The following is a 20,559-nucleotide window of genomic DNA, read 5'->3' as shown; positions in this document are numbered from 1 at the left end:
AATCACCCTGTTCAAGATTGATGCCGATGATCGCCGCACGCATCGCACGCATCGCACGTTAAGGTCATGGCTCACCATGCCGGCCGCACGCCTGTCGCAGTTGAGGGCGTGAGCGTGCGCAGATCGATGGTCGCGCGATTGCCGCTCGCGAGCCGGTCGTCGATTACGGTCAGGTTGGCGTTTTGCAGGCCTTTGCTCAGCGCATGCAGGTAGTACTCGAAAGCGAATGCGGGACCGCCCAGACCTTGCGCGATCATATCGGCGTCGAAGCTTGCCTGTTGCACGCGCGCAGCGGCGAGTGCATCCGCGCCGTTGGCGCTGCCTTGCGCGATGGCCTCGATGGCACGCTGCTGCGCGCCGCCCACGGTCGCGGCGGCGAAACCGCGCGCCTGTACGACACTGGCATCGGCGCGAATCTGCGCGGCCTGGACGCCGTGATACGCCGCCGCCGCGCCCGCCGGCGGATGCACGCTTTCGATTACGACCGCCACCACCTCGATACCACCGACAGCCTGATTGAGCTCATGCTGGATGACGCCGCGCAGCGTCGCGGCCATCGCCGTCTGCGGTGTGTCGAGCAAGGCCGGCAGCGTGCGCGACGCGAGATAGCGCACGACTTCGCGGTTGGCGATCGCGCGCACGGTCTGGTCGAGATCGACGGTGCGGTAGAGCGCGGCACGCGCGGCCGCGTCGGACAGACCGATGCGGTAATCGAGCCGCACATCGGCGCTGACGATCTGGAAGGCCTGCTGATCGCCGCTCGTGCCCGCAATCACCTGGGTGGTTTCCCACGGATGCGCGACGTCCCAGAGGCGGTTGAGTTGGGCGGGCGTGCGGGCATCGGCGGCAATGGGCTGTGCGCTGCGCTGGCTCGCGCCGGGATCGTCGCCCGCGCTGCCCGAGACGATCAGTTGATGGATCGCGCCGTTATCGAGCACGCGGGCGCGGCCGAACGGCCAGGGCAAGCCGACGTGCAGGCCCGCTTGCCAGACGGCCACAGGCGCGCCGAAGCGTTCGTAGACCGCGCGCTGATCGGGGCCGAGTATCGTCACGCCGCCGAGCAGCCAACCCGCCAGCAGCATCACGGCAAGCGTGCCGGGCAGCAGGCGCACGAAGCTTTGCAGCGCCCAGTTCTGACGCAAGTCGATGCCATAGCGCGCGCGCAGCTGCGCGTCGAGCGAGGCGAGCGGACGCGCATGCGCCCGCAAGGCCTGCGCGATGGCGCTGGAGAGGAACCACGGTTCGTTGCGGTCGTTCGGCGCGCTGAACCAGGTCCAGGCCGAGCGTGCCGCCAGTTCGAGCGCGACCGCGCCGCTCAAGACCGCGACAAGGCGCACGAGCCACGTGAGCGACGCGCCGCCGAAAGCGCCCCATGCGGTGGAGATTGCTGCGCCCAACGCGGCGACGAGCAGCACGCGCAGCAAGGCCGCGAGTGCCGTAGCCGCCGTCGAGCCTTTGCCGTATTGCGTATGAATGCGCTCGACAAGCAGCACGCCGAACGCCAACGCCAGCCAGAACGCGCCCGCAACCAGCAGCGGCGCTTGCGCCGCGCGCGCATCGGGCACATAGGCGGGACGCAACCAGGCCAGCAACGCAAACCCGGACGATATCAGCGCGAGCAGCGGCACCACGCAGGGACGCCACGGCAGGGCGCGCAGGCGCGCTTGCAGATCGGCGGTATCGGGAAGATCGGTGGTGTCGGTGGTATCGGCGTTGCGGGAGTCGCCCGCTTTGCGTTCTTCGCGCCGCAAAGCGAGCTGCGCGAGAACGAGCAGCGTCTTCCAGAGCGGCACACGTGCAGAAGGTGTATCGATGATCCGTTCGGCATAAAGCCGCGTACCGATGACCGCCATCAGAATGCAGACGCTCGCGCTCGCCAGCACGGCACACCAGCGCGCATCGAATGGCCAATCCCGCGCGCCCGGCAACAAGGCCAGCAAACCGGACACGATGGCCAGCGCCAACGCCAATGCACCGAGCCGGGTCTCGCCCTGACGCCCGGCGAACCACCCAAAAGCTTCGCGGTTCTCGCGCGCTGCGCGTTGCACCATCCGGGCTCCTTACAGGGAAGTTACGAGGATCGCCCCGGCGTGCCGAAGCGCGCCCCAATGTAGCGCGCTCGATATAGAAACTCAACCTCGCTGCACGTGCGCCAGGCTTGCGCAACCCGGCTCACAGGCGCGCCCATGCGGACGGAATCGGCGCACAATATGCCGATTGCACACACGCAACACGCACGCGACGCACACGCCACACGCTACGCGCAGGTCCGGCAGCACCCGCAGTATCGATCGCAAACATCGATAACAACGCTGCGCACGCGCAGCACCTCACGCGACAGGCCCAACATGGACGGCTTGCTGATAGGACCGGCGACACGCAGACAGGCGCTCATCGCCAGCGCCTGCGCGCTCGCGATATTGCTCACGCTCGCGCTTGCCGCGCCACGCGCACAGGACGTGCTGCCCGCCGTCGCGCCGTTCATGCCAATGTGCGCGCTCACGGTTTTCACCACCTCGGGCATCGCCGCGTTTCTGCTGGGCGCGCGCTTTGCCGCCACGCGGCTGCCGATGCTCGGCGCGCTCGGCGGCGCGTATGCGTTCACGGCGATCGCCGTCGCGCTGCAACTGCTGATGTTTCCCGGCGTGTTCACGCGCACCGGACTGCTGGGCGCGGGCCCGCATAGCGCCGCGTGGATGTGGATCTTCTGGCACGCGGGCTTTCCGCTGCTCGTGATCGTCGCGGAACTCGTGCGCACGCGCGCCTCCGACGATGCCGTCGCGGCCACCGCCCTGAAGGCGCGCACACCGCACGGCTGGCTGCTGATCGCCGGACCGGCGGCGGTGGCCATCCTGCTCGGTCTGCTGGTCACGCAGATGGATCTCGCCGAGCCGTGGCGCGCTTCCACGGCTGCCTCGATGCCGATGCAACCTGTGGGTATCGGAGCGGGTATTGGCACCAGCCTCGCGGCGAATCTCGCCGGTCTGGCGATCTGTGCGCTCAATGTCGCCGCCATCGCCGTGGTGCTGCTCAAAGGGCGTCTGCGGCTGGTGCTCGATTTGTGGATCGTGGTGGCGCTGCTGGCTTCTTTCGTCGACGCCGCGCTCAACACGCTGAGCATCGAGCGCTTCACGCTGGGCTGGTACGTCGCGCGCGTGTTCAGCATGCTCGCGCCGGGCGTGCTGGTCTGCGTGCTGGTGTGGGAAGTCACGACGCTGTATCGGCAGCTTTCGGAAGCGCATGCGTCGCTCGTGCGCACGTCGGCGCGCGATGCGCTCACGCGCGTGTTCAACCGCAGCTACTTCGACATGCAATTCCGCGCGGCCTGTGCGCGCGCGGCGCAGGAGACGCTGCCGCTTTCGCTCGTGATGATCGACGTCGATCACTTCAAGCGCTACAACGACGCCTACGGGCATCTGCACGGCGATGCCTGTCTGGCCGCCGTGGCCGGTGCGCTGGCGCGCACGCTGCGGGCGGGCGACTTCGTCGCGCGTTATGGCGGCGAGGAATTCGCGCTCGTGTTGCCCGATACCGATGCGCAGAGCGCTGGCGAAATCGCCGAACGCGCCCGCGCCGCCGTGGCCGAACTGATGATTCCCGCGCCTGCCGCAACCGGGCAGATCACGGTGAGCGCGGGATGCGCCACGAGTGGCGCGACTGCTGGTGCCGCAAGCGTGTGCATCACGCCGCACACGCTGATCGAAGCCGCCGATGCCGCGCTCTATGCGGCCAAACGCGCGGGCCGCAACCGCGTCGCGCATGCGGACGCGAGTTTGACGGCCGGCTGACCTCGGCCCGCGCCCACTTACTCCGACACCGGCCCCGACCCCGCCGGCAGATGCGCAAGCGGATCGACCGCGTGACTGCCTTCGCGCATCTCGAACTGCAACAGCGGCTGGCGGCCGCTGCGCGCGCCCATTTCGGCGATCGTCATGCCCTGCTGCACGGTCTCGCCCTCGCGCACCAGCAGCTTGCGGTTGTTGCCATAGGCGGTGACGTAGCCATCGTCGTGTTTGACGATGATCATCAGGCCATAGGACTTGATGCCGCCGCCCGCGTAGACGACGCGCCCCGCAGCCGCCGCCTTGATCGGCGCGCCCGCCCGTCCGGCGATTTCGATACCGCGCGAGCCGTCCGTACCGAACTCCTGCACGATCATGCCGCTGACGGGCCACACGAACCGGTCAGCCGTCGTCAGCGATCCGGACGCAGACGCGGCAGTCGCGGCAGTCGCCGCAGCGCCCGGCGCCGGCATCGATTCGATCGGTGCGCGGGTCCAGTCCGGCGGCGCGACGCGCAACATCTGCGCGATCAGCAAAGTGGTGTTGGGCGCGAAGCCGTTCCAGCGCGCCAGGTCCTCCGGCTTGCGGCCGAAGCCGAAGGCGACGCTTTCCAGCGTGTCGCCGGGTTGCACGCAGTAGTAGCCCGCCACCGCCTTGCTACAACCCGTCGCGAAAACCGATGCGTCCGTGCCGCCGCGTAACGCGCACCCCGACAGGACCGCGCCCACCGCCAGCACGAGCGTCCAGGCGGCGCAGCGCCATCGCAGATTCATGCTCGATCTCATTAATTCGTCATCCTGCATTTCTGATTGAGCGGAGCATTATCGAAGATGCGCATCGTCTCCTATCCTGGTATTCGGATGCGCATGCGTCCTGCACTCGCGCTAACGGGAATCAGGGCTTGAAATGCGCGGTGTCGAGCGGCTCGGCGCGGTCGGCCACCGAATCGTTCGTGTGGCTGACGTGACGCTGAGCGTGCGCGCGGTGCGCGTAGTAGGTGTTGTGATGCTTGCCGTGGTGATGCGGATGATGCGCGGGCGATTGCGCGAAGGCAGCGGCGCAGGTGAAAAAGGCAAAGCTGGCGATGATGATGCGTTTCATAGGCGTTTCGTGTTGCGAAAGGATTGAGAATGACCCGCCTTTGGGGTCGTCCCGCATAAACGCCGGCCTGGCTGCAGCGTTGACGCCGCCGCGCAAGCCCTGACAATCCTTTACAACGCTGCCCAAAACCGCATCAGAACACGCCTAGAACCAGACCCGCCGCGAGTCCCGCGCCCAGTTCCTCGCAGCGCGCGAGATCGTCGGCGGCGATGGTCTTCGGCGCGAGAATGCGCTCGGACGTCTGGGCATGCGTGCAGACGATCACACCATCGGCCACAGGCTTGAGCCGCCAGCCCGTGGCAATACGTTCGATCTGCCGCAAGGCGTTCTGCCCGTCGCTGCCGGCGCAGATCATCACCGCATAGGGACGGCCGTTCACACGATCGAGCGCCGCGTAATAGCAGCGGTCGAAAAAGTCTTTCATGAGGCCGGAAATCGCCGCGAGATTTTCGGGCGTGGCGAACAGATAGCCATCGGCGGCGAGCACATCGGCGGGCTGGGTTTCGTGGGCGCGCTGCAGGCGGATCGTCAGGTGCTGTTCGTCGGCCTGTGCGCGCGCAGCGGCGGCCGCCGCCGCGGCCATCTGCTGCGTGCCTCCAGTCATCGTGTGATAGACGATCAACAGCGTCTTCATGCGTGAAATCCGTGTCTGGGCGGCCGTGCCCCAATGGCGCGCCGCGCGCTGCGATCATACCGCGCGCACCGCTGCAAACATGCCGATGGCGATCCGCGTATCATGCGCCGATGCCTATCTATATCGCCCTGCTGCGTGCCGTGAACGTCGGTGGCACCGGCAAACTGCCCATGCCCGAGTTACGCGCGATGTGCGAAGCGCTCGGCTTCAGCAACGTGCGCACCTATATCGCCAGCGGCAATGTGGTGTTCGAAACTCGCCTCGCGGCCGCGAACGTCAGGAAGCAACTCGAGCAGCGCCTGGAAGCCTACGCGGGCAAGCCCGTGGGCGTGATGCTGCGCACCGCCGCCGAAATGGCCGCCATCCTCGCCGATAACCCGTTCGCCGATGCGCCGCCCGAGCGCACGGTGGCGATTTTCCTCGACGCCGCCCCAGACAAGCATGCGCTCGATACCGCAAGCGGCCAGGGCACGGAACAGTGCGCGCTGGGAAAGCGCGAAATCTACGTGTATTACCCGGATGGCATCGGCAAGTCGAAGCTCAAGATCGCCGCGGCGAAAGACGGCACGGCGCGCAATATGAATACGGTCGCCACACTGGCCGATTGGGCGGCGCAATAAGACCCGGCGCGCGGCTGGTCCGCAGCAAAACTGTCACGCAACACGCCTACGATGGTGCGTTTCTTTAGTGGAGACGTGAACGATGTCGCTTCCCTATGGCTATGCGAAGGGCAAGATCGTGTCGGCGCCGCAACTCAAGTCGACGCGGCGGCCGCATGAAGTGCAATACCATCTGCACTTCGGTCTTTCGGTGGCGGGCGCGCAGTGGGACGTCGCCGTGAACGTCGGCACCACCGACGCGGACGACTTGCTCAAATACAAACTGCTGTTCGATTTCCGTCACGAGATTCTGGCAACGCTCAAGGACGCCGCCTCCGGTTCGCAGAACCTCACGGGCCAGGCCGCGTTGCCCGCCATCGACTTCCAGCGCAGCGATTTCCTCGCCAACACCGGCAAATGGCGCGACAGCGACGTGATGGACGGCTCCAGTTCCGTCGAACCGGTGGCCACGCTAGAACGACTGTTGCAGCGCGCCCAGCAGGCGGGCAACGACGTCTACGTGTTCGGCCGTTTCTATAGCGAGGGCGACGGCGTGCACGACGTCCACATGAACCAGGGTTCGAAGGGCGCGTTCATACATCGTCCGGGCGACGACAGCAACGATCACAACGACATCTGGCAGGACGGCGCGCTGCTCGTCGATCTCGGGCAACCGCAATGGGCGCTCTATGTGGCCGCGTTCGACCAGCAATGGCTGCCGACCGACGATCTGGGCAATCCCACCGCCGATTCGCAGCCGATTTCGTGATCGACATTTAGCTTGAAGCGCGCTCGCTTCTCGAGCCTTAGCCGATCGCGGCGAGCGCGTCCTTGAGCAAGCGCACCGCGTTCGCCGATGTTTTGCCCTGGCGCGCGGGGAAAAAGCCCAGTTCTACGCCCTTGCTGTCGTCGCAGGTGAAGGCCGCGCGGCACGAAGCGTGAATCTCGCTCGCGCCCACGGCCTGCACGATGCTCGCCACGTTGCCCGCCGAAACGCCGCTGCCCGGCATGATGCCGATACGGCCCGCCGCCTGGCGCGCGAGTGCGCCAAGCGCTGCCAGACCGGCCTCGGCACGCGCCGCGCCGCCTGAAGTGAGGATGCGCTCGAAGCCCAGCGAAATCGCCGCTTCCAGTGCGCGCGCCGGATCGGGCACGAGATCGAATACGCGATGCAGCGTGGCGCCAAGCCCTTGCGAGCGCGCGCGCAGTTCCTGCAGCAAGGCCACGTCGAGCGCGCCGTCGGGCAGCGCCGCGCCGAGCACCACGCCCGCAAGTCCCGCTGTGCGCATGGCGTCGATGTCCGCCAGCATCGCGGCGGCATCGGCGGGCGTCCAGACGAACGAGGCGGCGTGCGGGCGGATCATCGCGTAGACCGGCACCGGCGCGCGCGCAGCCGCGGCGATCAGGCCCGGCACCGGCGTGAGCCCGCCAAGATCGAGCGCCGAACACAATTCGATGCGATCCGCGCCGCCCGCAATGGCCGCTTGCAGGCCATCGACGCTATCGACGCAAACTTCGAGCAGAACAGTCATGGCGATACTCGCTCCGTATTCGTGGATGACGCCTGGCGCGCGAGCCCCGCCGCGCCGATCAAACCGCCTTCCTCGCGATAGCGGCCCGGCACGACCAGCGGCTGTTCGCGCCGATACAGCACGCGCGCGCGCACGGCTTGATCGAGCCGCCCGATCAGCGCGCCCGCCGATGCCAGCCCGCCGCCCACCGTCACAACCGACGCACCCGTCACGTTGACGAGCGCGGCCAGCGGCTCCGCGACCAGTTCGCGCCAGACGTCGAGCGTGCGCGTGGCAGCGGCGTCGCCTTGCGACCACGCGGCGAGGATCGTGCGGCTCTCGATGTTCGCGCCATGCAGATGCGCATGCAGGCGCTCGATGCCGCGCGCACCGCCAATCGTATCGACACAGCCGGTCTGGCCGCAGCCGCACGCAAAACGCGGCACGGCGATGAGCGTTCGTTCGCCTCCCGCTTCTGCGTCGACGAAACACTGCGTACTCACGATCGGCCCGTGGCCCCACTCGCCCGTCACGCCGCCCGCACCGCGTATCAAGCGGCCATCGGCGACCAGACCGCCGCCGACGCCCGTGCCCAGCACGGCGGCGAACACCACGCGATGGCCCGCGCCCGCACCGGAAACGGCTTCGGCGAGCGCGAGGCAATCGGCGTCATTGGCCGCGAACACCTCACGACCGAGCCGCGCGCAGAGTTCGCCGGCGAGCTTGCGCCCGGTGATGCAGGGAATGTTGGCGCAGAGCGCCGTGCCGTCGAGCGGATCGATCAGCCCGGCGATGGAGAGCGCGAGCGGCGCGCGCTGCTGTTCCATGTCGAGATGCGCATGCGCTGCGAGCATCGACGCGAGCGTGTCGGCAAACTGGGGCCAGTCGTGCGCGGGCGTCGGCTGCTTCGCGAGCAGCGTGAGCGTGCCGTCGGGCGCGTGGGCCGCGAGGCGCATGAACGAGCCGCCGATATCGGCGGTATAGAGCGAGGTGGAAAGAGAAGCGGAAGATACGGGCATCGGTGCGCTCACATTCGCAGAGTGTCGCCAATGCGCCCGTCAAAACACGCGCGCCGCCGGGAATACTCCAGGCGGCGCCGAGGGGCACACGCGTGCCCGCTACTTTACGCGGCTTTTTGCGCTGCTATGCGCTCACGCCGTCACGCGAGGCGCACATTGCGCAACCACCGTGCGAATACAGCCGATTGCATGGTCGACATCCTGCGTCGTGGTGTAACGGCCGAGGCTGAAACGCAGCGTGCGGCTGGCGGCATCGGCATTCAGGCCGATTGCGCTGAGCACATGCGAGGGCGCGCCCGAAGCCGAATTGCACGCGGAAGTCGACGACACCGCCAGATCGGCGGCCAGCATGAACGGGAAGAAGCCGTTCGAGCCGATCGTCAGGCTCAGCGTGTGCGGAATGCGGCGGGCGTTGCGCGCGTTCTGCGTGACGATATCCAGGTCGTGCAGACCATCGAGCAGTTGCTGCGCGAGGCCGGCGATACGCTGCGTATCGGCGTCCATCTGTTCCGACGCCAGCGCGCAGGCCACCCCCATGCCGACGATCTGATGCGTCGCCAGCGTGCCCGAGCGCAGCCCGCGCTCGTGGCCGCCGCCGTGCATCTGCGGCGCAATGCGCGCGGCCGCTTCACGGCTCACGTACAGCGCGCCGATGCCCTTGGGCCCATAGACCTTGTGCGCCGACATCGACAGCAGATCGATGCCCATCGCCTTCACGTCGATCGGCGTCTTGCCGAGTGCCTGCGCCGCATCCACGTGCAGCAGCGCGCCCGCTTCGTGCACGAGCGGCGCAATCGCGGCGATATCCGTCAACGTGCCGATCTCGTTGTTCACGAGCATCAGCGAAACCAGGCCGGTGTCGGCGCGCAAGGCGGCTTTCACGGCTTGCACGCCGATGTTGCCGCTGGCGTCCGGGAGCACGTAGCTGACCGTCATGCCGCGCTGTTCGAGGCTCGCCATGGTGTCGAGAATCGCCTTGTGTTCGAGGCAGCTCGTGACCAGATGGCGGCGCGTGGCGGTTTCTGCAAAACCCTTGAGGGCGAGATTGTTCGACTCGGTCGCGCCCGAGGTCCAGACGATTTCATCGGCCGATGCACCGATCAGCGCGGCCACCTGCGCACGCGCCTTCTCCACGAGACCGCGCGCCTTCACGCCCGCGGCGTGCGAACTGGAGGCCGGATTGCCGAACGCGCCGTCCATGCCGAGGCATTCGCACATGGCCGCGATCACGCGCGGGTCGGCCGGCGTCGTGGCCGCGTAGTCGAAGTAATGCAGTGTGTCGCCCATTCTGTTTCTTGTCCGATTGCGTCTGGAATGGGGACCTATGCTACGCGGCAGGCCGGAGAAAGTGGTTCCAAATTAGGCGCCGCCTTTCCGGCTTCGAAGAATAATTTTCTCTTTGCCGCGCAGGTGCGGAAAAACGGCTGCTGGAGCGAAGCCGTCAAGGCGTCGCGCTCTGCTGGATGGCATCGCCCAGATGTTCGGTATGCATTTCGTTCAGACGCGAAAGCAGAATGCCGTAGCCCGTGAGGTGGCCCAGATACACGCTGGTGTAGACGCCCGATGCGGGCAGCGCGTCCACCAGCGCATGCAGCGCGGACATCGGCAAAGGCCGCATCGTCAGTTCCGGCCGCTCGACGCGCAGATCGGCCACCTGCGCAAGTTGCCGATGCGCTTCGACGAGCCGCGCGAGCCCCTGGCGGAAGTCGTCTTTCCATTGCGTATTGAGCGTTTCGAATTGCGCGTTGAAGGTGTCGAAAGTCTCCAGGAAGTTGACCACCGAATCGAACAGTTCGTGATAACACCAGAACAACGGCTCGCGCACGCGATTGCGTTCGAGATGCGGCGACACCCACGACTGCGCGAGATCGGCCTTGAGAAGATCGTGCGCTTCTTTCAGATTGCTGCTCGCTTTACGCAGCGCGGCGGTCGAGGCGCGCAACTGCGCATGATCGAGCGTGCCGCTGGCGATATCGTCGAGCAGTTTGAGCGCGCGTTCATTGCCTTCGTTGACGAGCGTGTTGGCCCAATAACCATGATCGGGCGGAAACACGAGTTGCTGGATCACGAAACCGAGCAGCATGCCCAGCACCACGCCGATCAATCGTTGTTCGAGCAACGGAATATGTTCGCCGGTGTAGAGCACGAGCGTCATCGGCACGGTGATGCTGGTCATCTGGAACACCGAAGGCTTGATGCGCACGATCGTAAAGATCACCAGCGGCAGCAGCAAAACGCCCAGCCAGAGATGCGGCGCAGTGAGCCAGATCAGCAATGTGCCGATTGGCATGGCGACCAGATTCGACGTCACGCGCTTGTAGAAATAGCCGCGCGCCGCCGAAATGGAACTGCCGAGCGCGAGCGTCAGCATGGTCGAGCCGGCGAGCGCGACGGCCGCATCGGGATAACCGTAGTGATAGGGAATCGCGAAGCCAATCCACATGCCGAGTGTGAGCTTGGTGTACTTCGCCATTTCCGAAAGCGAGAAGCGCGCGAGCGCGCGACGAAATGGCGTGAGCGGTTTATGGACGTATGAGTTGGGCGTCATGGCGGCGGTTGGCTTAAAGCCAGTCAATGCAGGTCGAAGCAGGATCCATTCAGCAGGCACGCGCTGCAACGCGGCCGCTTTGAAGCCAAGATGCTAAACGAGCTTGAAGGAATATTGGGGCGTCGCGCGCAGGCCTTGAACGCAGTTGCGAATCAGTGCCATTTTCCGCTGCAAACCGTTAGCGATCTGCAAGGCCACTGTTTGCATCGCAACATGGCTTTTCCTTTAAATCGTCTGATGATTTCGAATTAAATCCTTTTAAATCAGCGTTTTCCCGCATCGGCGTACCTTGCGATTTATTTTCAATTTCTTTCGGATTTTGATCCCGTACCGTCATGCCAGCCAGATGACGTTCGCAATGCGAACCTCTTTTGCTTAGCTCTTTCTGTTGGGGTAGGCCCATGACGATAACAACCAGCGTCTCCATCTGTCTGCCCACGTGCAATCGGCCGGATCTGCTGATTCACTGCATCGAATCGTGCCTGGCGCAGACGCATACGAACATCGAGATCGTGATCGGCGACGATTCGCCCGATACGTCCACGGCGCGACTGATCGCGCAGCACTATGGACACGATCCTCGCGTGCTGTACCGGCGCAACGTGCCCGCGCTGGGTCAGGCGCGCAATGTCGCGAGTCTCTTTGCGCGCGCCAGCGGCGACAAGATCCTGCTGATTCACGACGACGACTTTCTGCTCGAACACGCGATCGCGCGCTTGCTCGAGCAATGGACGCGGCATCCCGACATCGACGTCGCCTTTGGCAATCAATATGAAGCCGATGCACAAGGGCGTATCGATGTCCCGGCGAGCCGGCGCATGAACGAGGCGTATCACCGCACGCCTGCTGCGGCCGGTGTGCAACGCCTCGCGGGACGCACGGGCATCGTGCAGATGTTTCCGAACAACGGCTGGCTGGCCGATGCCGCGCTGGTGAAACGCATCGGCTATGACGTGCCTGCGAATACGCAACTGGAGGTGTGCTGCGATTTCGTTTTTGGCGTGCGTTTATGTCTGGCCGCGCGTGCAGTCTGTTACGTCGACGATTATGTTTCCTGCTATCGCAAGACCGGGCATTCGGTTTCGCAGGCGACGCGCCACACGCCAAGCGCCGCGTCGATGGCCGCATGGCACTTTCTGAAAAGTCTCGCCTTGCCGCCCGAACTCGAACCGGCTCGCCGCCTCGCGCTGCGCAGGCTCGTGCCGATTGTGGTGTCGCTGCATGCCCGCAACCGCCAGGGCCGCGCCGGGCTCAGTCTCGCACTGACGCATCTCTATGCATATCGATTCGGGCTGAGCCTGCGGCTCTACTATCACCTGCTGATGATCTGGAAGAACGCGTGGCTTGCCAAAGCGCCCACGCCGGCGCAGCTATTCGAGAGCGACGATCAGGTCGTGGACGTGACGCGCACGCGCATTCCGTGACGCGCGTGCGGGGGTATCGGCACGGCGGTAGAGAAGGAAAGCCTGCGCTTATCCCGCTTAAGCGCAGCGTTTTTTCAATCCCGCTAGTATGTCAATCCGATGTCTTTGATGCGGCCCCGCCGCGCCCTTACCCTGGATCAGGAGCTCGATAAATGTCTTTTCGCATGACGATGTTGGCGGCCGCCGTGATAGCCGCAGGTGTAGCCAGCGCAAGCGCCCAGGCGCAAGTCGCGGGCGCGCAGCCCCTGAGCGTGACGGTCGAGCAATCGCAGGCCTTGCTGGAAGGCTGGAGCGTGAAGAAAAGTGTGCTCGGCAAGACGGTCTATAACGACGAGAACGCGAAAGTCGGCACGGTGCGCGACCTGATCGTCGCGCCGGACGGCTCGGTGTCGGCGGCCATCGTCTCGGCGGGTGGTTTCCTCGGCGTGGGCGTGCATGATGTGGCGGTGCCCATCGCCTCGCTCGAAGTGCGCAGCGGCAATCTCTATCTGCCGGGCGCGACCAAGGATGCGCTCAAGGCCACGCCGGCATTCCAGTACGCAAAGATCGAATCGCCGCCCAAGCCCAAGCGCGTGGACGCCAGCACCAAGGCTGCGCAATAAGCCGGTCCGGCATATTTGCAGCCTGTTTTAAGCGTGTTTTAACGCGAAGCGTCCGTGGCGGCGCTTCGCGTTTCACCTCAGCCCGCCGCCATCCCCGCCTCGCGCAATTCGATTCCCGTCCACGTTCCGCTCGCGCGTAATTCCTCGATCAATTCGCAGATCGTGCGCCGCACGGCCAGCGACGCCGAACTCACCGGCAAGGCATTCGGCCAGCAGATGCTCGCCGGGCGCCGGATCATCGGATCGACAATGCGGCGCATCTTTGGCCGCTCCGTGCTCGCACGCAATGCCAGCGCCGAAGCAGGCAGGATCGTGCTCGCCGCGCCCGATTGTGCCGCCGAGAGCAACATCGGCAACGAGTCGATATCGGCGATGATATTCAGCGGCACCTGTTCGCGCGCAAACGTGCGCTCGATCAACAGGCGCAGGCCGTTCGCCACGCCCGGCGCCACCAGCGGCACATCGGCGAGCGAGGCCAGCGTGCAGGTGCGCGCACGCGCCGGCACGCCGGGTTCGCCCATGACATACAGTTCTTCGTCGAGCACCGGCAAGGCCGAGATGCCGGGCGTGGGCGTGTCGCGAAAGAGAATGGCCAGATCGAGGCGGCCGTTGGCGAGCAGTTCGTTCAGATAGCCGCTCATGCTTTCGAAGAACTGCAGACGGATGCCCGGAAAACGCTCGCGCACACGTTCGAACACCGGCATCGCCAGCACGGACGCCATCGTCGTCGGCAAGCCGATGGCGACCGTGCCCGATTCCGCGCCCGCGCCTTCGCGCACTTCCTGGCGCAACTGTTCCATCTGATGCAGCACGAGCCGCGCGTGCCGGTAGAGCGCCTGCCCGGACGCCGTGGGCTTCACGCCTTGCGGGCTGCGTACGAGCAGCGGCACGCCCAGATCGTCTTCCAGCTTCGCGATCTGCTGGCTCAGCGATGGCTGCGCCACAAAGAGTTTTTCCGCGGCTTTGCCCAAACTGCCGTAATCGACGATGTTGACGAAATAGCGAAGTTGACGAACGTCCATGGTCACAGCCCTCGATGCGAGGGCCATAGGATACTCCTATGACCGGCACATTCAATGCGTATTTCCTTGGCGCGCGGCATTGGCCTACAGTCGTCGGATGACGTCCGATCACGACTGCGATGCGCCAGCGGTAACGGCGCGGGAGACAGCAATGCACGACGAACACGCCACGCTCGAAGCCGTGCGCGACACCATTTCCCTTGCGCCCGCCGCCGCGCTGGCCGCCACGCTCGATTGTGCGAGCGCGCCGCGCGAAGGCGACGCGCTGCCGCCCATCTTGCATTGGCTTTACTTCTGGTCCGCCGCGCCGCAAGCCGGACTCGGTCCCGACGGTCACGCGCAAAAAGGCGGCTTCCTGCCCGATCTGGGCCTGCCGCGCCGCATGGCCGCAGGCGGGCGTATCACCTTCGACGCGCCGTTGATCGTCGGCACGCAGGCCGAGCGCGTGTCGCGCGTGCTTTCCATCGAGCACAAGACCGGCCGCAGCGGGCGTCTTGCTTTCGTGAGCGTCGAACATGCGATCAAGGCCAACGGCGTCACGTTGATTCGCGAAGAGCAGGACATCGTTTATCGCGAAGCTGCGCAGCCTGGGCAAGCGGCCCTGCCGCCGCCGCTCGCAGCACCTTCCGATGCCGACTGGCAACGCGAAATCGCGCCCAACGAAGTCCTGCTGTTCCGCTATTCGGCGCTCACCTTCAACGGCCATCGCATTCACTACGACCGCGATTACGCGCGCAATACGGAAGGCTATCCCGACCTCGTCGTGCACGGGCCGCTGATCGCCACCTTGCTGCTCGATTCGCTGACGCGCGCGATGCCTGACGCCGTCGTGCGCGAATACCGTTTCAAGGCGGTGCGGCCGACCTTCCTCGGCCACCGCTTCACGGTCAGCGGACGCCGCGCCGCGGACGGCCGGCACATCGACCTCTGGGCGCAGGACCACGAAGGCTGGCTGACGATGTCGGCGCAGGCCGTGCTGGCCTGAACGCCGCTCCTGTTCATCGAATCAAAAACCGTTATGACCGAGACAAGCGATCAATACCAGGACATTCGCGACGCCGTGCGCGCGCTCTGCAGCCAGTTTCCGGACGAATACTTCCGCAAGATCGACGAGGCGCGCGGCTATCCCGAGGCGTTCGTCGATGCGCTCACGCAGGCGGGCTGGCTCGCCGCACTGATTCCGCAGGAATACGGCGGCTCGGGCCTCGGGCTCACGGAAGCCTCGGTCATCATGGAGGAAATCAATCGTAGCGGCGGCAATTCGGGCGCGTGCCACGGCCAGATGTACAACATGGGCACGCTGCTGCGTCACGGCTCGGCGGAGCAAAAGCGCCGCTATCTGCCGAAGATCGCCAGCGGCGAATTGCGCCTGCAGTCGATGGGCGTGACCGAGCCGACCACCGGCACCGATACCACGAAGATCAAGACCACCGCCGTGCGGCGCGGCGACCGTTATGTGATCAACGGGCAGAAGGTGTGGATCTCGCGCGTGCAACATTCGGACCTGATGATCCTGCTCGCGCGCACCACGCCGCTCGCCGACGTGACGAAGAAAAGCGAAGGCATGTCGATCTTTATCGTCGACCTGCGCGATGCCATCGGCCAGGGTCTCACCGTGCAGCCGATTCCCAACATGGTCAATCACGAGACCAACGAACTGTTCTTCGACAACCTCGACATTCCCGCCGAGAACCTGATCGGCGAAGAAGGTAAAGGCTTCAAATACATACTCGATGGCCTGAACGCCGAGCGCACGCTGATTGCCGCAGAATGTATCGGCGATGGCTACTGGTGTATCGATCGTGTCGCGAAATATGTTAAGGATCGCCAAGTATTCGGTCGTCCCATTGGGCAAAATCAGGGCGTGCAGTTTCCCATCGCGCGGGCCTATGTCAATGTGGAAGCGGCCAATCTGATGCGCTTCGAAGCCGCGCGCCGCTTCGATGCCCACGAGCCTTGCGGTGCGCAGGCCAATATGGCGAAGCTGCTCGCCGCCGACGCTTCCTGGGAAGCCGCCAACGCTTGCCTGCAATTTCACGGCGGCTTTGGCTTTGCCTGCGAATACGACGTCGAACGCAAATTCCGCGAAACGCGCCTGTATCAGGTCGCGCCGATCTCGACCAATCTGATTCTCTCGTACGTGGCCGAACACGTACTCGGCTTGCCGCGCTCGTTCTGACGCGGCCCCGACCGACTCCAGGAGATTGCCATGCGCCCTCTCGAAGGCATCAAGGTCGTCACGTTCGAACATGCGATCGCGGCGCCGTTTTGCACGCGTCAACTCGCCGATCTGGGCGCGCGCGTCATCAAGATCGAGCGCCCCGGCGCGGGCGATTTCGCGCGCGGTTACGACGAACGCGTGCGCGGCCTCGCTTCGCATTTCGTCTGGACCAATCGTTCGAAAGAAAGTCTCACGCTCGACGTCAAACATGCCGAAGCGATGCAGATCGTGCACCGCCTGCTCGCCGACGCCGACGTGTTCGTGCAGAACCTCGCGCCTGGCGCCACGCAGCGTCTGGGCCTCGACTACGACACATTGAGCGGGCGCCATGAACGCCTGATCGTCTGCGATATTTCGGGCTACGGCAGCGACGGCCCGTATCGCGACAAGAAAGCCTATGACCTGCTGATCCAGAGCGAATCGGGCTTCCTGAGCGTCACAGGCGCAGGCGACGAACCGGCCAAGGCCGGCTGCTCGATCGCCGATATTTCGGCCGGCATGCACGCGTATTCCAGCATTCTTGCGGCGCTGATCGAGCGCGGCAAAACCGGGCGCGGCCGCCGTATCGACGTATCGATGCTCGAAAGCATGGTCGAGTGGATGAGCTTTCCGCTCTATTACGCGATCGACGGGCAAACGCCGCCGCAACGCAACGGCGCGGCGCACGCGACGATCTATCCTTATGGTCCGTTCAAGGCCGGCGACGGCAAGTCCATCATGCTGGGCCTGCAAAACGAGCGCGAATGGAAGCAGTTCTGCGAGGCCGTCTTGCGCCAGCCCGAACTCGCGAACGATGCGCGATTCAACACCAATAGCCGGCGCGTCGAGCAGCGTGCGCAACTCGGCACGCTGATTGCCGATGCGTTTTCGCGCCTCACTGCGCAGGATGTAATAGAAAGGCTGGAGCACGCGAAGATCGCCAATGCGCATATCAACGATATGCACGGCGTCTGGACGCACGAACAGCTTGCAGCACGCGAACGCTGGACGCGCGTGAATACGCCCGCCGGGGACATTCCCGCCTTGATCCCACCCGGCATGACACCCGCCGACAATCCACGCATGGACCCCGTGCCCGCCCTGGGCGAACACACCGACGCGATTCTCGACGAACTCGGCTACAGCGCATCGCAAGTTCAAGCGCTACGCGCAGCAGGCGCGATCTAGGCCGATGCCTGTAATTGCGCCTGCAGCACTTCCACGAAATGCCGCGCCAGCAACGAGGGCGCGGTTTGCGCGGAAGCCGCCATGCTCACCGTCATGCCGATGGCGGGCACGAATGGCTTGATCAGCACTTTCCCCGCAAACGTGCCGGCAACAAATGGCGTGACCACGCCGATACCGTTGCCGCTCGCCACCATCGCACACACCGTAATCGACGATGTGGTTTCGATGGCGAAAACCGCTTCTATATGGTTTTCCAGCAACATCGCTTTCAGGGCGATCGTCAGATTATCGGTACTGCTCAGCGATATCAATCGCTCGCCTCCCAGCATGCCGATATCGACCGACGCTTCATTCATGAGGCGATGTCCATGTGGCAGCACGCACACGGCAGGCAGTGTCTTCAGGCATACCGATTCGAAATCGCCATCCACAAGCGTGCCGGTCGTCAGAATGAAATCGAACAATTCCTGACGCAGCAGATCCACCAGTTGCGGCGTGGCGTCCGTGTGGACGATCAGCCTGGCATCGGGAAAGCGCTCGCGAAAGACTTCGACGACACCCGGCAAGACACCTAATGCAAGCGCAGGCGTGCAGCCGATACGCAGCGTGCCGGTGCCTGAGCGGCGCAGCATCGCCACCACCGTCTCGATCTGTTCGAGTCCTTCGAAATGCTTCTGGATGGTGCGATAGAGCAGTACGCCTTCACGCGTGGGCCGCAAACGGCCCTGACGCTTTTCCAGCAGTTTGAGCCCGGAGAAGTTCTGCAATTCGGCCAACCGTCGGCTGATGGACGGCTGCGTCGTGTTGAGCATCGCCGCCGCGCCTGTGGTCGTGCCCATCTGCATGACCGCACGAAACGCCTGAAGCTGCGGGAAATTAAGCGGTCTGGTCATAAAGGCGCGGCTTGTATATCGAAACTGAATAGCTCCCGGATAAAGAAGAATTGTACCTATTCGAGATGCATGGCTAGCATGCTCAATCGAGTCGAATTGTTATTTTTATTTTCAATGACGATAGAAAACAGAAGGCTTTGTTACGTGTATTTCATATCGATGAACCAATCTGGCGCACGCGCATTCAATGCTTTGCCCGCGCCGTCAGACCCGGCATGACTATCTATCGCTTATTAACAGTTCTCTGATTGTTTGCCGGATTTCGACTGGTTAGCCTGTCGCCAGCCATTGTTGATATAGCGCATTTCATTCAAACATTTCTCCATTCCATGAGCACTCTATTTGCGCTTTATTCGCATTCAAGGCGTGGCAATCGATAACCGAGAATAGTCCGACTTTTATGCAATTCACAATCGACCGAGCGATATGGCAATCATCTATCACTATTGCGACCCTGTTGCCTTCCTTTCGATCATCGAAAGCCGTTCGCTGTGGCTTGGCAATGCGCGCAAGATGTTCGATGCGCGCGTGGGCGATACGGTCGGCACCATGCTGGTCGATGCACTCATCCACCACGGCGCGCCATCGGGCGCACAGCGTGAACTTGCCACCGAACTCGCACTGACGCTCAACCTCAGCCGTCGCGAGTTGTTTACCTGCTGTTTCTCCGAGAATCGCGACGACACCTGCCAATGGTGGAGTTATGCCGATGTGGGCCGGGGCTTTGCGATTGGCTTCGATTCGGATTTGCTGAGTCCGGCGGGCAGCGTCACGCGTGCGCCCGTGGTGCATGACGCGCTCGCCGATTCCGCGCGCGGTATCGCGCTCTCGCCCGTGCTCTACGGCGACGACGCCACGCTCACACGCCACATCGAAAGCCTGAAAAACATGGTCGCCGAAGCCGCTGGCAACGCGGGATCGGGCGCGCCGGACACCCGAAGCCTCGACCGCGAACCCGGCATTCGCGCCGCGGCGAGAGCCTGCGAATGGCTTGGCGTGATGTCGAAAGACCCTTCGTTCCGGCACGAACTCGAATGGCGTCTCGTCTATGTGTCGAGCGGCGAAACCGACAACCGGACCTGCACGCCCTGCATTCACTGGCGCACGACGAAATACGGTTTGACGTCGTACTTCCGCTACGGCTTTCTGCCCGAGGCCGTGCGCGAAGTGTGGATCGGGCCCAATAACAGCGAGCGGCTGCACCCCGAGTGTCTTTTCGGCATCAAGGAGCACCACGCGCTCAAGCTGCTGATGCGAACCCATGGATATGAACGAACCGAAATTATCGAGTCCTCATCCCGCCATGCATTCTGATGCCGGAGCGCACCGCCAGATCATGTGCATCGGCCTCTTCGAAGGCAACGTGCCGCACGGCGAATTCCTGCGCAGCGTGCTCACGCAAGCCGCCTATGTGTGCCGCGAGATCCGCACCGTCGAACAACTCGCCGCCACCTTGCAGAGCGGCGCGGTGGATCTGCTCATCGTGATTGGCCTCGATCACGACGGCCACGGCGTGCAGGCGCTGAACTGGGTGCGCGGCCACTACGCGCCGGATGTGCCGGTCCTGATCATCGGCGAGCCGGGCGGCGCCGATGCGGAATCCATGGCGCTCAATGCGGGCGCGGACGATTTCATCCTCCGCACGCGCTCGCCCGAGGTGCTGATCGCACGTGTGGCTTCGCTGTTGAGATGGAGTCATCGACCGAAGCCCGAGAAACTGGAGCGTTACGGCGACTATGAATTCGATACGGTCCGCTGTGTCGTCACCTTGCGCGGCGATGCCGTCGCGCTGACGCAGCGCGAGTTTCATCTGGCGTGGCTATTGTTTCGTCACCTGGACGAGCCGCTATCGCGGGCGCAGATTTTCGAGTCGGTCTGGCATCAATCGTTTGGCGTGTCGTCGCGTACGGTCGACACGCATGTGTGCTGGCTGCGCTCCAAACTCAAGTTGCATCCGGGCAATGGATTCGTGGTGGTTTCCGTGCACGGCTACGGCTATCGGCTGGAGCGTGTGCACATCGATCAGGCTTGAAACC

The 20,559-nt window shown here is 64.2% G+C and carries 20 protein-coding genes and 1 pseudogene; 10 read left to right on the top strand and 11 right to left on the bottom strand.

From position 1 onward, the window contains the following. Positions 1 to 71: 71 nt before the first annotated feature. The gene (locus tag G3N59_RS23390; protein ID WP_241023851.1) at positions 72 to 2,051 is read right to left on the bottom strand and encodes an SPFH domain-containing protein; all 1,980 of its coding nucleotides are present in this window, start codon (positions 2,049 to 2,051) and stop codon (positions 72 to 74) included. Between the two features lie 297 nt (positions 2,052 to 2,348). Here G3N59_RS23390 and G3N59_RS23385 point away from each other — a divergent pair, with 297 nt between their 5' ends. Next, positions 2,349 to 3,788, top strand: a complete 1,440-nt coding sequence (locus G3N59_RS23385) for a GGDEF domain-containing protein (RefSeq protein ID WP_205985165.1) — start codon at positions 2,349 to 2,351, stop codon at positions 3,786 to 3,788. A gap of 17 nt (positions 3,789 to 3,805) precedes the next feature. Here G3N59_RS23385 and G3N59_RS23380 read toward each other — a convergent pair whose 3' ends face one another. The 3 genes from G3N59_RS23380 to G3N59_RS23370 all read right to left on the bottom strand — a co-directional run bounded on the left by G3N59_RS23380 (position 3,806) and on the right by G3N59_RS23370 (position 5,517). Next, complete coding sequence (locus G3N59_RS23380; protein ID WP_205985164.1) at positions 3,806 to 4,555, bottom strand: peptidoglycan DD-metalloendopeptidase family protein; 750 nt, start codon at positions 4,553 to 4,555, stop codon at positions 3,806 to 3,808. Positions 4,556 to 4,676: 121 nt separating this feature from the next. Further along, complete coding sequence (locus G3N59_RS23375; RefSeq protein WP_205985163.1) at positions 4,677 to 4,883, bottom strand: hypothetical protein; 207 nt, start codon at positions 4,881 to 4,883, stop codon at positions 4,677 to 4,679. A gap of 133 nt (positions 4,884 to 5,016) precedes the next feature. Then, positions 5,017 to 5,517, bottom strand: coding sequence for an NAD(P)H-dependent oxidoreductase (locus G3N59_RS23370; RefSeq protein WP_205985162.1), 501 nt, complete (start codon positions 5,515 to 5,517; stop codon positions 5,017 to 5,019). Positions 5,518 to 5,627: 110 nt separating this feature from the next. Here G3N59_RS23370 and G3N59_RS23365 point away from each other — a divergent pair, with 110 nt between their 5' ends. Continuing rightward, positions 5,628 to 6,137 carry a DUF1697 domain-containing protein gene (locus tag G3N59_RS23365; protein WP_205985161.1) on the top strand — a complete coding sequence of 170 codons (510 nt, stop codon included), beginning with the start codon at positions 5,628 to 5,630 and terminating at the stop codon, positions 6,135 to 6,137. 82 nt (positions 6,138 to 6,219) lie between these two features. After that, complete coding sequence (locus tag G3N59_RS23360; RefSeq protein ID WP_205985160.1) at positions 6,220 to 6,885, top strand: DUF2278 family protein; 666 nt, start codon at positions 6,220 to 6,222, stop codon at positions 6,883 to 6,885. Positions 6,886 to 6,922: 37 nt separating this feature from the next. On the opposite strand, the gene G3N59_RS23355 is transcribed toward G3N59_RS23360, so the two are convergent. The 5 genes and pseudogenes from G3N59_RS23355 to G3N59_RS23335 form a co-directional block, all read right to left on the bottom strand. Further along, a complete protein-coding gene (locus G3N59_RS23355; protein WP_205985159.1) occupies positions 6,923 to 7,648 on the bottom strand; it encodes a copper homeostasis protein CutC in 726 nt (241 codons plus the stop codon). After that, complete coding sequence (locus G3N59_RS23350; RefSeq protein ID WP_205985158.1) at positions 7,645 to 8,646, bottom strand: ROK family protein; 1,002 nt, start codon at positions 8,644 to 8,646, stop codon at positions 7,645 to 7,647. The genes G3N59_RS23355 and G3N59_RS23350 overlap by 4 nt, the downstream gene beginning before the upstream one ends. A 177-nt stretch (positions 8,647 to 8,823) precedes the next feature. Continuing rightward, positions 8,824 to 9,933, bottom strand: a pseudogene (locus G3N59_RS23345) (aminotransferase class V-fold PLP-dependent enzyme); the annotation flags it as partial. Positions 9,934 to 10,087: 154 nt separating this feature from the next. Further along, positions 10,088 to 11,194, bottom strand: a complete 1,107-nt coding sequence (locus G3N59_RS23340) for an FUSC family protein (protein WP_205985156.1) — start codon at positions 11,192 to 11,194, stop codon at positions 10,088 to 10,090. 178 nt (positions 11,195 to 11,372) lie between these two features. Continuing rightward, complete coding sequence (locus tag G3N59_RS23335; RefSeq protein ID WP_205985155.1) at positions 11,373 to 11,621, bottom strand: hypothetical protein; 249 nt, start codon at positions 11,619 to 11,621, stop codon at positions 11,373 to 11,375. On the opposite strand from G3N59_RS23335, the gene G3N59_RS23330 reads away from it, so the two are divergent. Both G3N59_RS23330 and G3N59_RS23325 read left to right on the top strand, forming a co-directional pair. Further along, positions 11,596 to 12,618, top strand: coding sequence for a glycosyltransferase family 2 protein (locus G3N59_RS23330; RefSeq protein WP_205985154.1), 1,023 nt, complete (start codon positions 11,596 to 11,598; stop codon positions 12,616 to 12,618). The two genes, G3N59_RS23335 and G3N59_RS23330, sit on opposite strands and share 26 nt — an antisense overlap. Before the next feature lie 152 nt (positions 12,619 to 12,770). Then, the gene (locus G3N59_RS23325) at positions 12,771 to 13,220 is read left to right on the top strand and encodes a PRC-barrel domain-containing protein (RefSeq protein ID WP_205985153.1); all 450 of its coding nucleotides are present in this window, start codon (positions 12,771 to 12,773) and stop codon (positions 13,218 to 13,220) included. Positions 13,221 to 13,297: 77 nt separating this feature from the next. Here G3N59_RS23325 and G3N59_RS23320 read toward each other — a convergent pair whose 3' ends face one another. Continuing rightward, positions 13,298 to 14,242: a LysR substrate-binding domain-containing protein gene (locus G3N59_RS23320; RefSeq protein WP_205985152.1), complete on the bottom strand. Its 945-nt coding sequence runs from the start codon at positions 14,240 to 14,242 to the stop codon at positions 13,298 to 13,300. Between the two features lie 151 nt (positions 14,243 to 14,393). Here G3N59_RS23320 and G3N59_RS23315 point away from each other — a divergent pair, with 151 nt between their 5' ends. Genes G3N59_RS23315 through G3N59_RS23305 form a run of 3 tightly spaced genes read left to right on the top strand, consistent with a single transcriptional unit; the run spans position 14,394 to position 17,630 of the window. Beyond that, positions 14,394 to 15,227 carry a MaoC family dehydratase N-terminal domain-containing protein gene (locus G3N59_RS23315; RefSeq protein WP_205985151.1) on the top strand — a complete coding sequence of 278 codons (834 nt, stop codon included), beginning with the start codon at positions 14,394 to 14,396 and terminating at the stop codon, positions 15,225 to 15,227. Between the two features lie 33 nt (positions 15,228 to 15,260). After that, the gene (locus tag G3N59_RS23310; protein WP_205985150.1) at positions 15,261 to 16,421 is read left to right on the top strand and encodes an acyl-CoA dehydrogenase family protein; all 1,161 of its coding nucleotides are present in this window, start codon (positions 15,261 to 15,263) and stop codon (positions 16,419 to 16,421) included. A gap of 30 nt (positions 16,422 to 16,451) precedes the next feature. Beyond that, a complete protein-coding gene (locus tag G3N59_RS23305; RefSeq protein WP_205985149.1) occupies positions 16,452 to 17,630 on the top strand; it encodes a CaiB/BaiF CoA-transferase family protein in 1,179 nt (392 codons plus the stop codon). On the opposite strand, the gene G3N59_RS23300 is transcribed toward G3N59_RS23305, so the two are convergent. Beyond that, the gene (locus G3N59_RS23300; RefSeq protein ID WP_205985148.1) at positions 17,627 to 18,523 is read right to left on the bottom strand and encodes a LysR substrate-binding domain-containing protein; all 897 of its coding nucleotides are present in this window, start codon (positions 18,521 to 18,523) and stop codon (positions 17,627 to 17,629) included. The genes G3N59_RS23305 and G3N59_RS23300 overlap by 4 nt on opposite strands. A 426-nt stretch (positions 18,524 to 18,949) precedes the next feature. Between G3N59_RS23300 and G3N59_RS23295 the strand changes: the two genes are divergently transcribed. Continuing rightward, the gene (locus G3N59_RS23295; protein ID WP_205985147.1) at positions 18,950 to 19,837 is read left to right on the top strand and encodes a DUF2971 domain-containing protein; all 888 of its coding nucleotides are present in this window, start codon (positions 18,950 to 18,952) and stop codon (positions 19,835 to 19,837) included. 22 nt (positions 19,838 to 19,859) lie between these two features. Next, complete coding sequence (locus tag G3N59_RS23290) at positions 19,860 to 20,555, top strand: response regulator transcription factor (RefSeq protein WP_205985146.1); 696 nt, start codon at positions 19,860 to 19,862, stop codon at positions 20,553 to 20,555. Positions 20,556 to 20,559 lie beyond the last annotated feature (4 nt).

The sequence above is a fragment of the Paraburkholderia sp. Ac-20340 genome, assembly GCF_017104965.1.
Lineage (GTDB): Bacteria > Pseudomonadota > Gammaproteobacteria > Burkholderiales > Burkholderiaceae > Paraburkholderia.
Note: the sequence above shows the minus strand (reverse complement) of the source record. Positions and strands in the feature narration are given on the sequence as shown.

Excerpts from the sequence above, each read along its gene's own strand:
- G3N59_RS23315 (WP_205985151.1), top strand. The coding sequence starts at position 14,394 with ATGCACGACGAACACGCCACGCTCGAAGCCGTGCGCGACACCATTTCC.
- G3N59_RS23355 (WP_205985159.1), bottom strand. The coding sequence starts at position 7,648 with ATGACTGTTCTGCTCGAAGTTTGCGTCGATAGCGTCGATGGCCTGCAA.
- G3N59_RS23325 (WP_205985153.1), top strand. The coding sequence starts at position 12,771 with ATGTCTTTTCGCATGACGATGTTGGCGGCCGCCGTGATAGCCGCAGGT.
- G3N59_RS23295 (WP_205985147.1), top strand. The coding sequence starts at position 18,950 with ATGGCAATCATCTATCACTATTGCGACCCTGTTGCCTTCCTTTCGATC.
- G3N59_RS23375 (WP_205985163.1), bottom strand. The coding sequence starts at position 4,883 with ATGAAACGCATCATCATCGCCAGCTTTGCCTTTTTCACCTGCGCCGCT.
- G3N59_RS23365 (WP_205985161.1), top strand. The coding sequence starts at position 5,628 with ATGCCTATCTATATCGCCCTGCTGCGTGCCGTGAACGTCGGTGGCACC.
- G3N59_RS23380 (WP_205985164.1), bottom strand. The coding sequence starts at position 4,555 with ATGAATCTGCGATGGCGCTGCGCCGCCTGGACGCTCGTGCTGGCGGTG.
- G3N59_RS23330 (WP_205985154.1), top strand. The coding sequence starts at position 11,596 with ATGACGATAACAACCAGCGTCTCCATCTGTCTGCCCACGTGCAATCGG.
- G3N59_RS23300 (WP_205985148.1), bottom strand. The coding sequence starts at position 18,523 with ATGACCAGACCGCTTAATTTCCCGCAGCTTCAGGCGTTTCGTGCGGTC.
- G3N59_RS23335 (WP_205985155.1), bottom strand. The coding sequence starts at position 11,621 with ATGGAGACGCTGGTTGTTATCGTCATGGGCCTACCCCAACAGAAAGAG.
- G3N59_RS23370 (WP_205985162.1), bottom strand. The coding sequence starts at position 5,517 with ATGAAGACGCTGTTGATCGTCTATCACACGATGACTGGAGGCACGCAG.
- G3N59_RS23340 (WP_205985156.1), bottom strand. The coding sequence starts at position 11,194 with ATGACGCCCAACTCATACGTCCATAAACCGCTCACGCCATTTCGTCGC.
- G3N59_RS23290 (WP_205985146.1), top strand. The coding sequence starts at position 19,860 with ATGTGCATCGGCCTCTTCGAAGGCAACGTGCCGCACGGCGAATTCCTG.
- G3N59_RS23390 (WP_241023851.1), bottom strand. The coding sequence starts at position 2,051 with ATGGTGCAACGCGCAGCGCGCGAGAACCGCGAAGCTTTTGGGTGGTTC.
- G3N59_RS23310 (WP_205985150.1), top strand. The coding sequence starts at position 15,261 with ATGACCGAGACAAGCGATCAATACCAGGACATTCGCGACGCCGTGCGC.
- G3N59_RS23385 (WP_205985165.1), top strand. The coding sequence starts at position 2,349 with ATGGACGGCTTGCTGATAGGACCGGCGACACGCAGACAGGCGCTCATC.
- G3N59_RS23350 (WP_205985158.1), bottom strand. The coding sequence starts at position 8,646 with ATGCCCGTATCTTCCGCTTCTCTTTCCACCTCGCTCTATACCGCCGAT.
- G3N59_RS23320 (WP_205985152.1), bottom strand. The coding sequence starts at position 14,242 with ATGGACGTTCGTCAACTTCGCTATTTCGTCAACATCGTCGATTACGGC.
- G3N59_RS23305 (WP_205985149.1), top strand. The coding sequence starts at position 16,452 with ATGCGCCCTCTCGAAGGCATCAAGGTCGTCACGTTCGAACATGCGATC.
- G3N59_RS23360 (WP_205985160.1), top strand. The coding sequence starts at position 6,220 with ATGTCGCTTCCCTATGGCTATGCGAAGGGCAAGATCGTGTCGGCGCCG.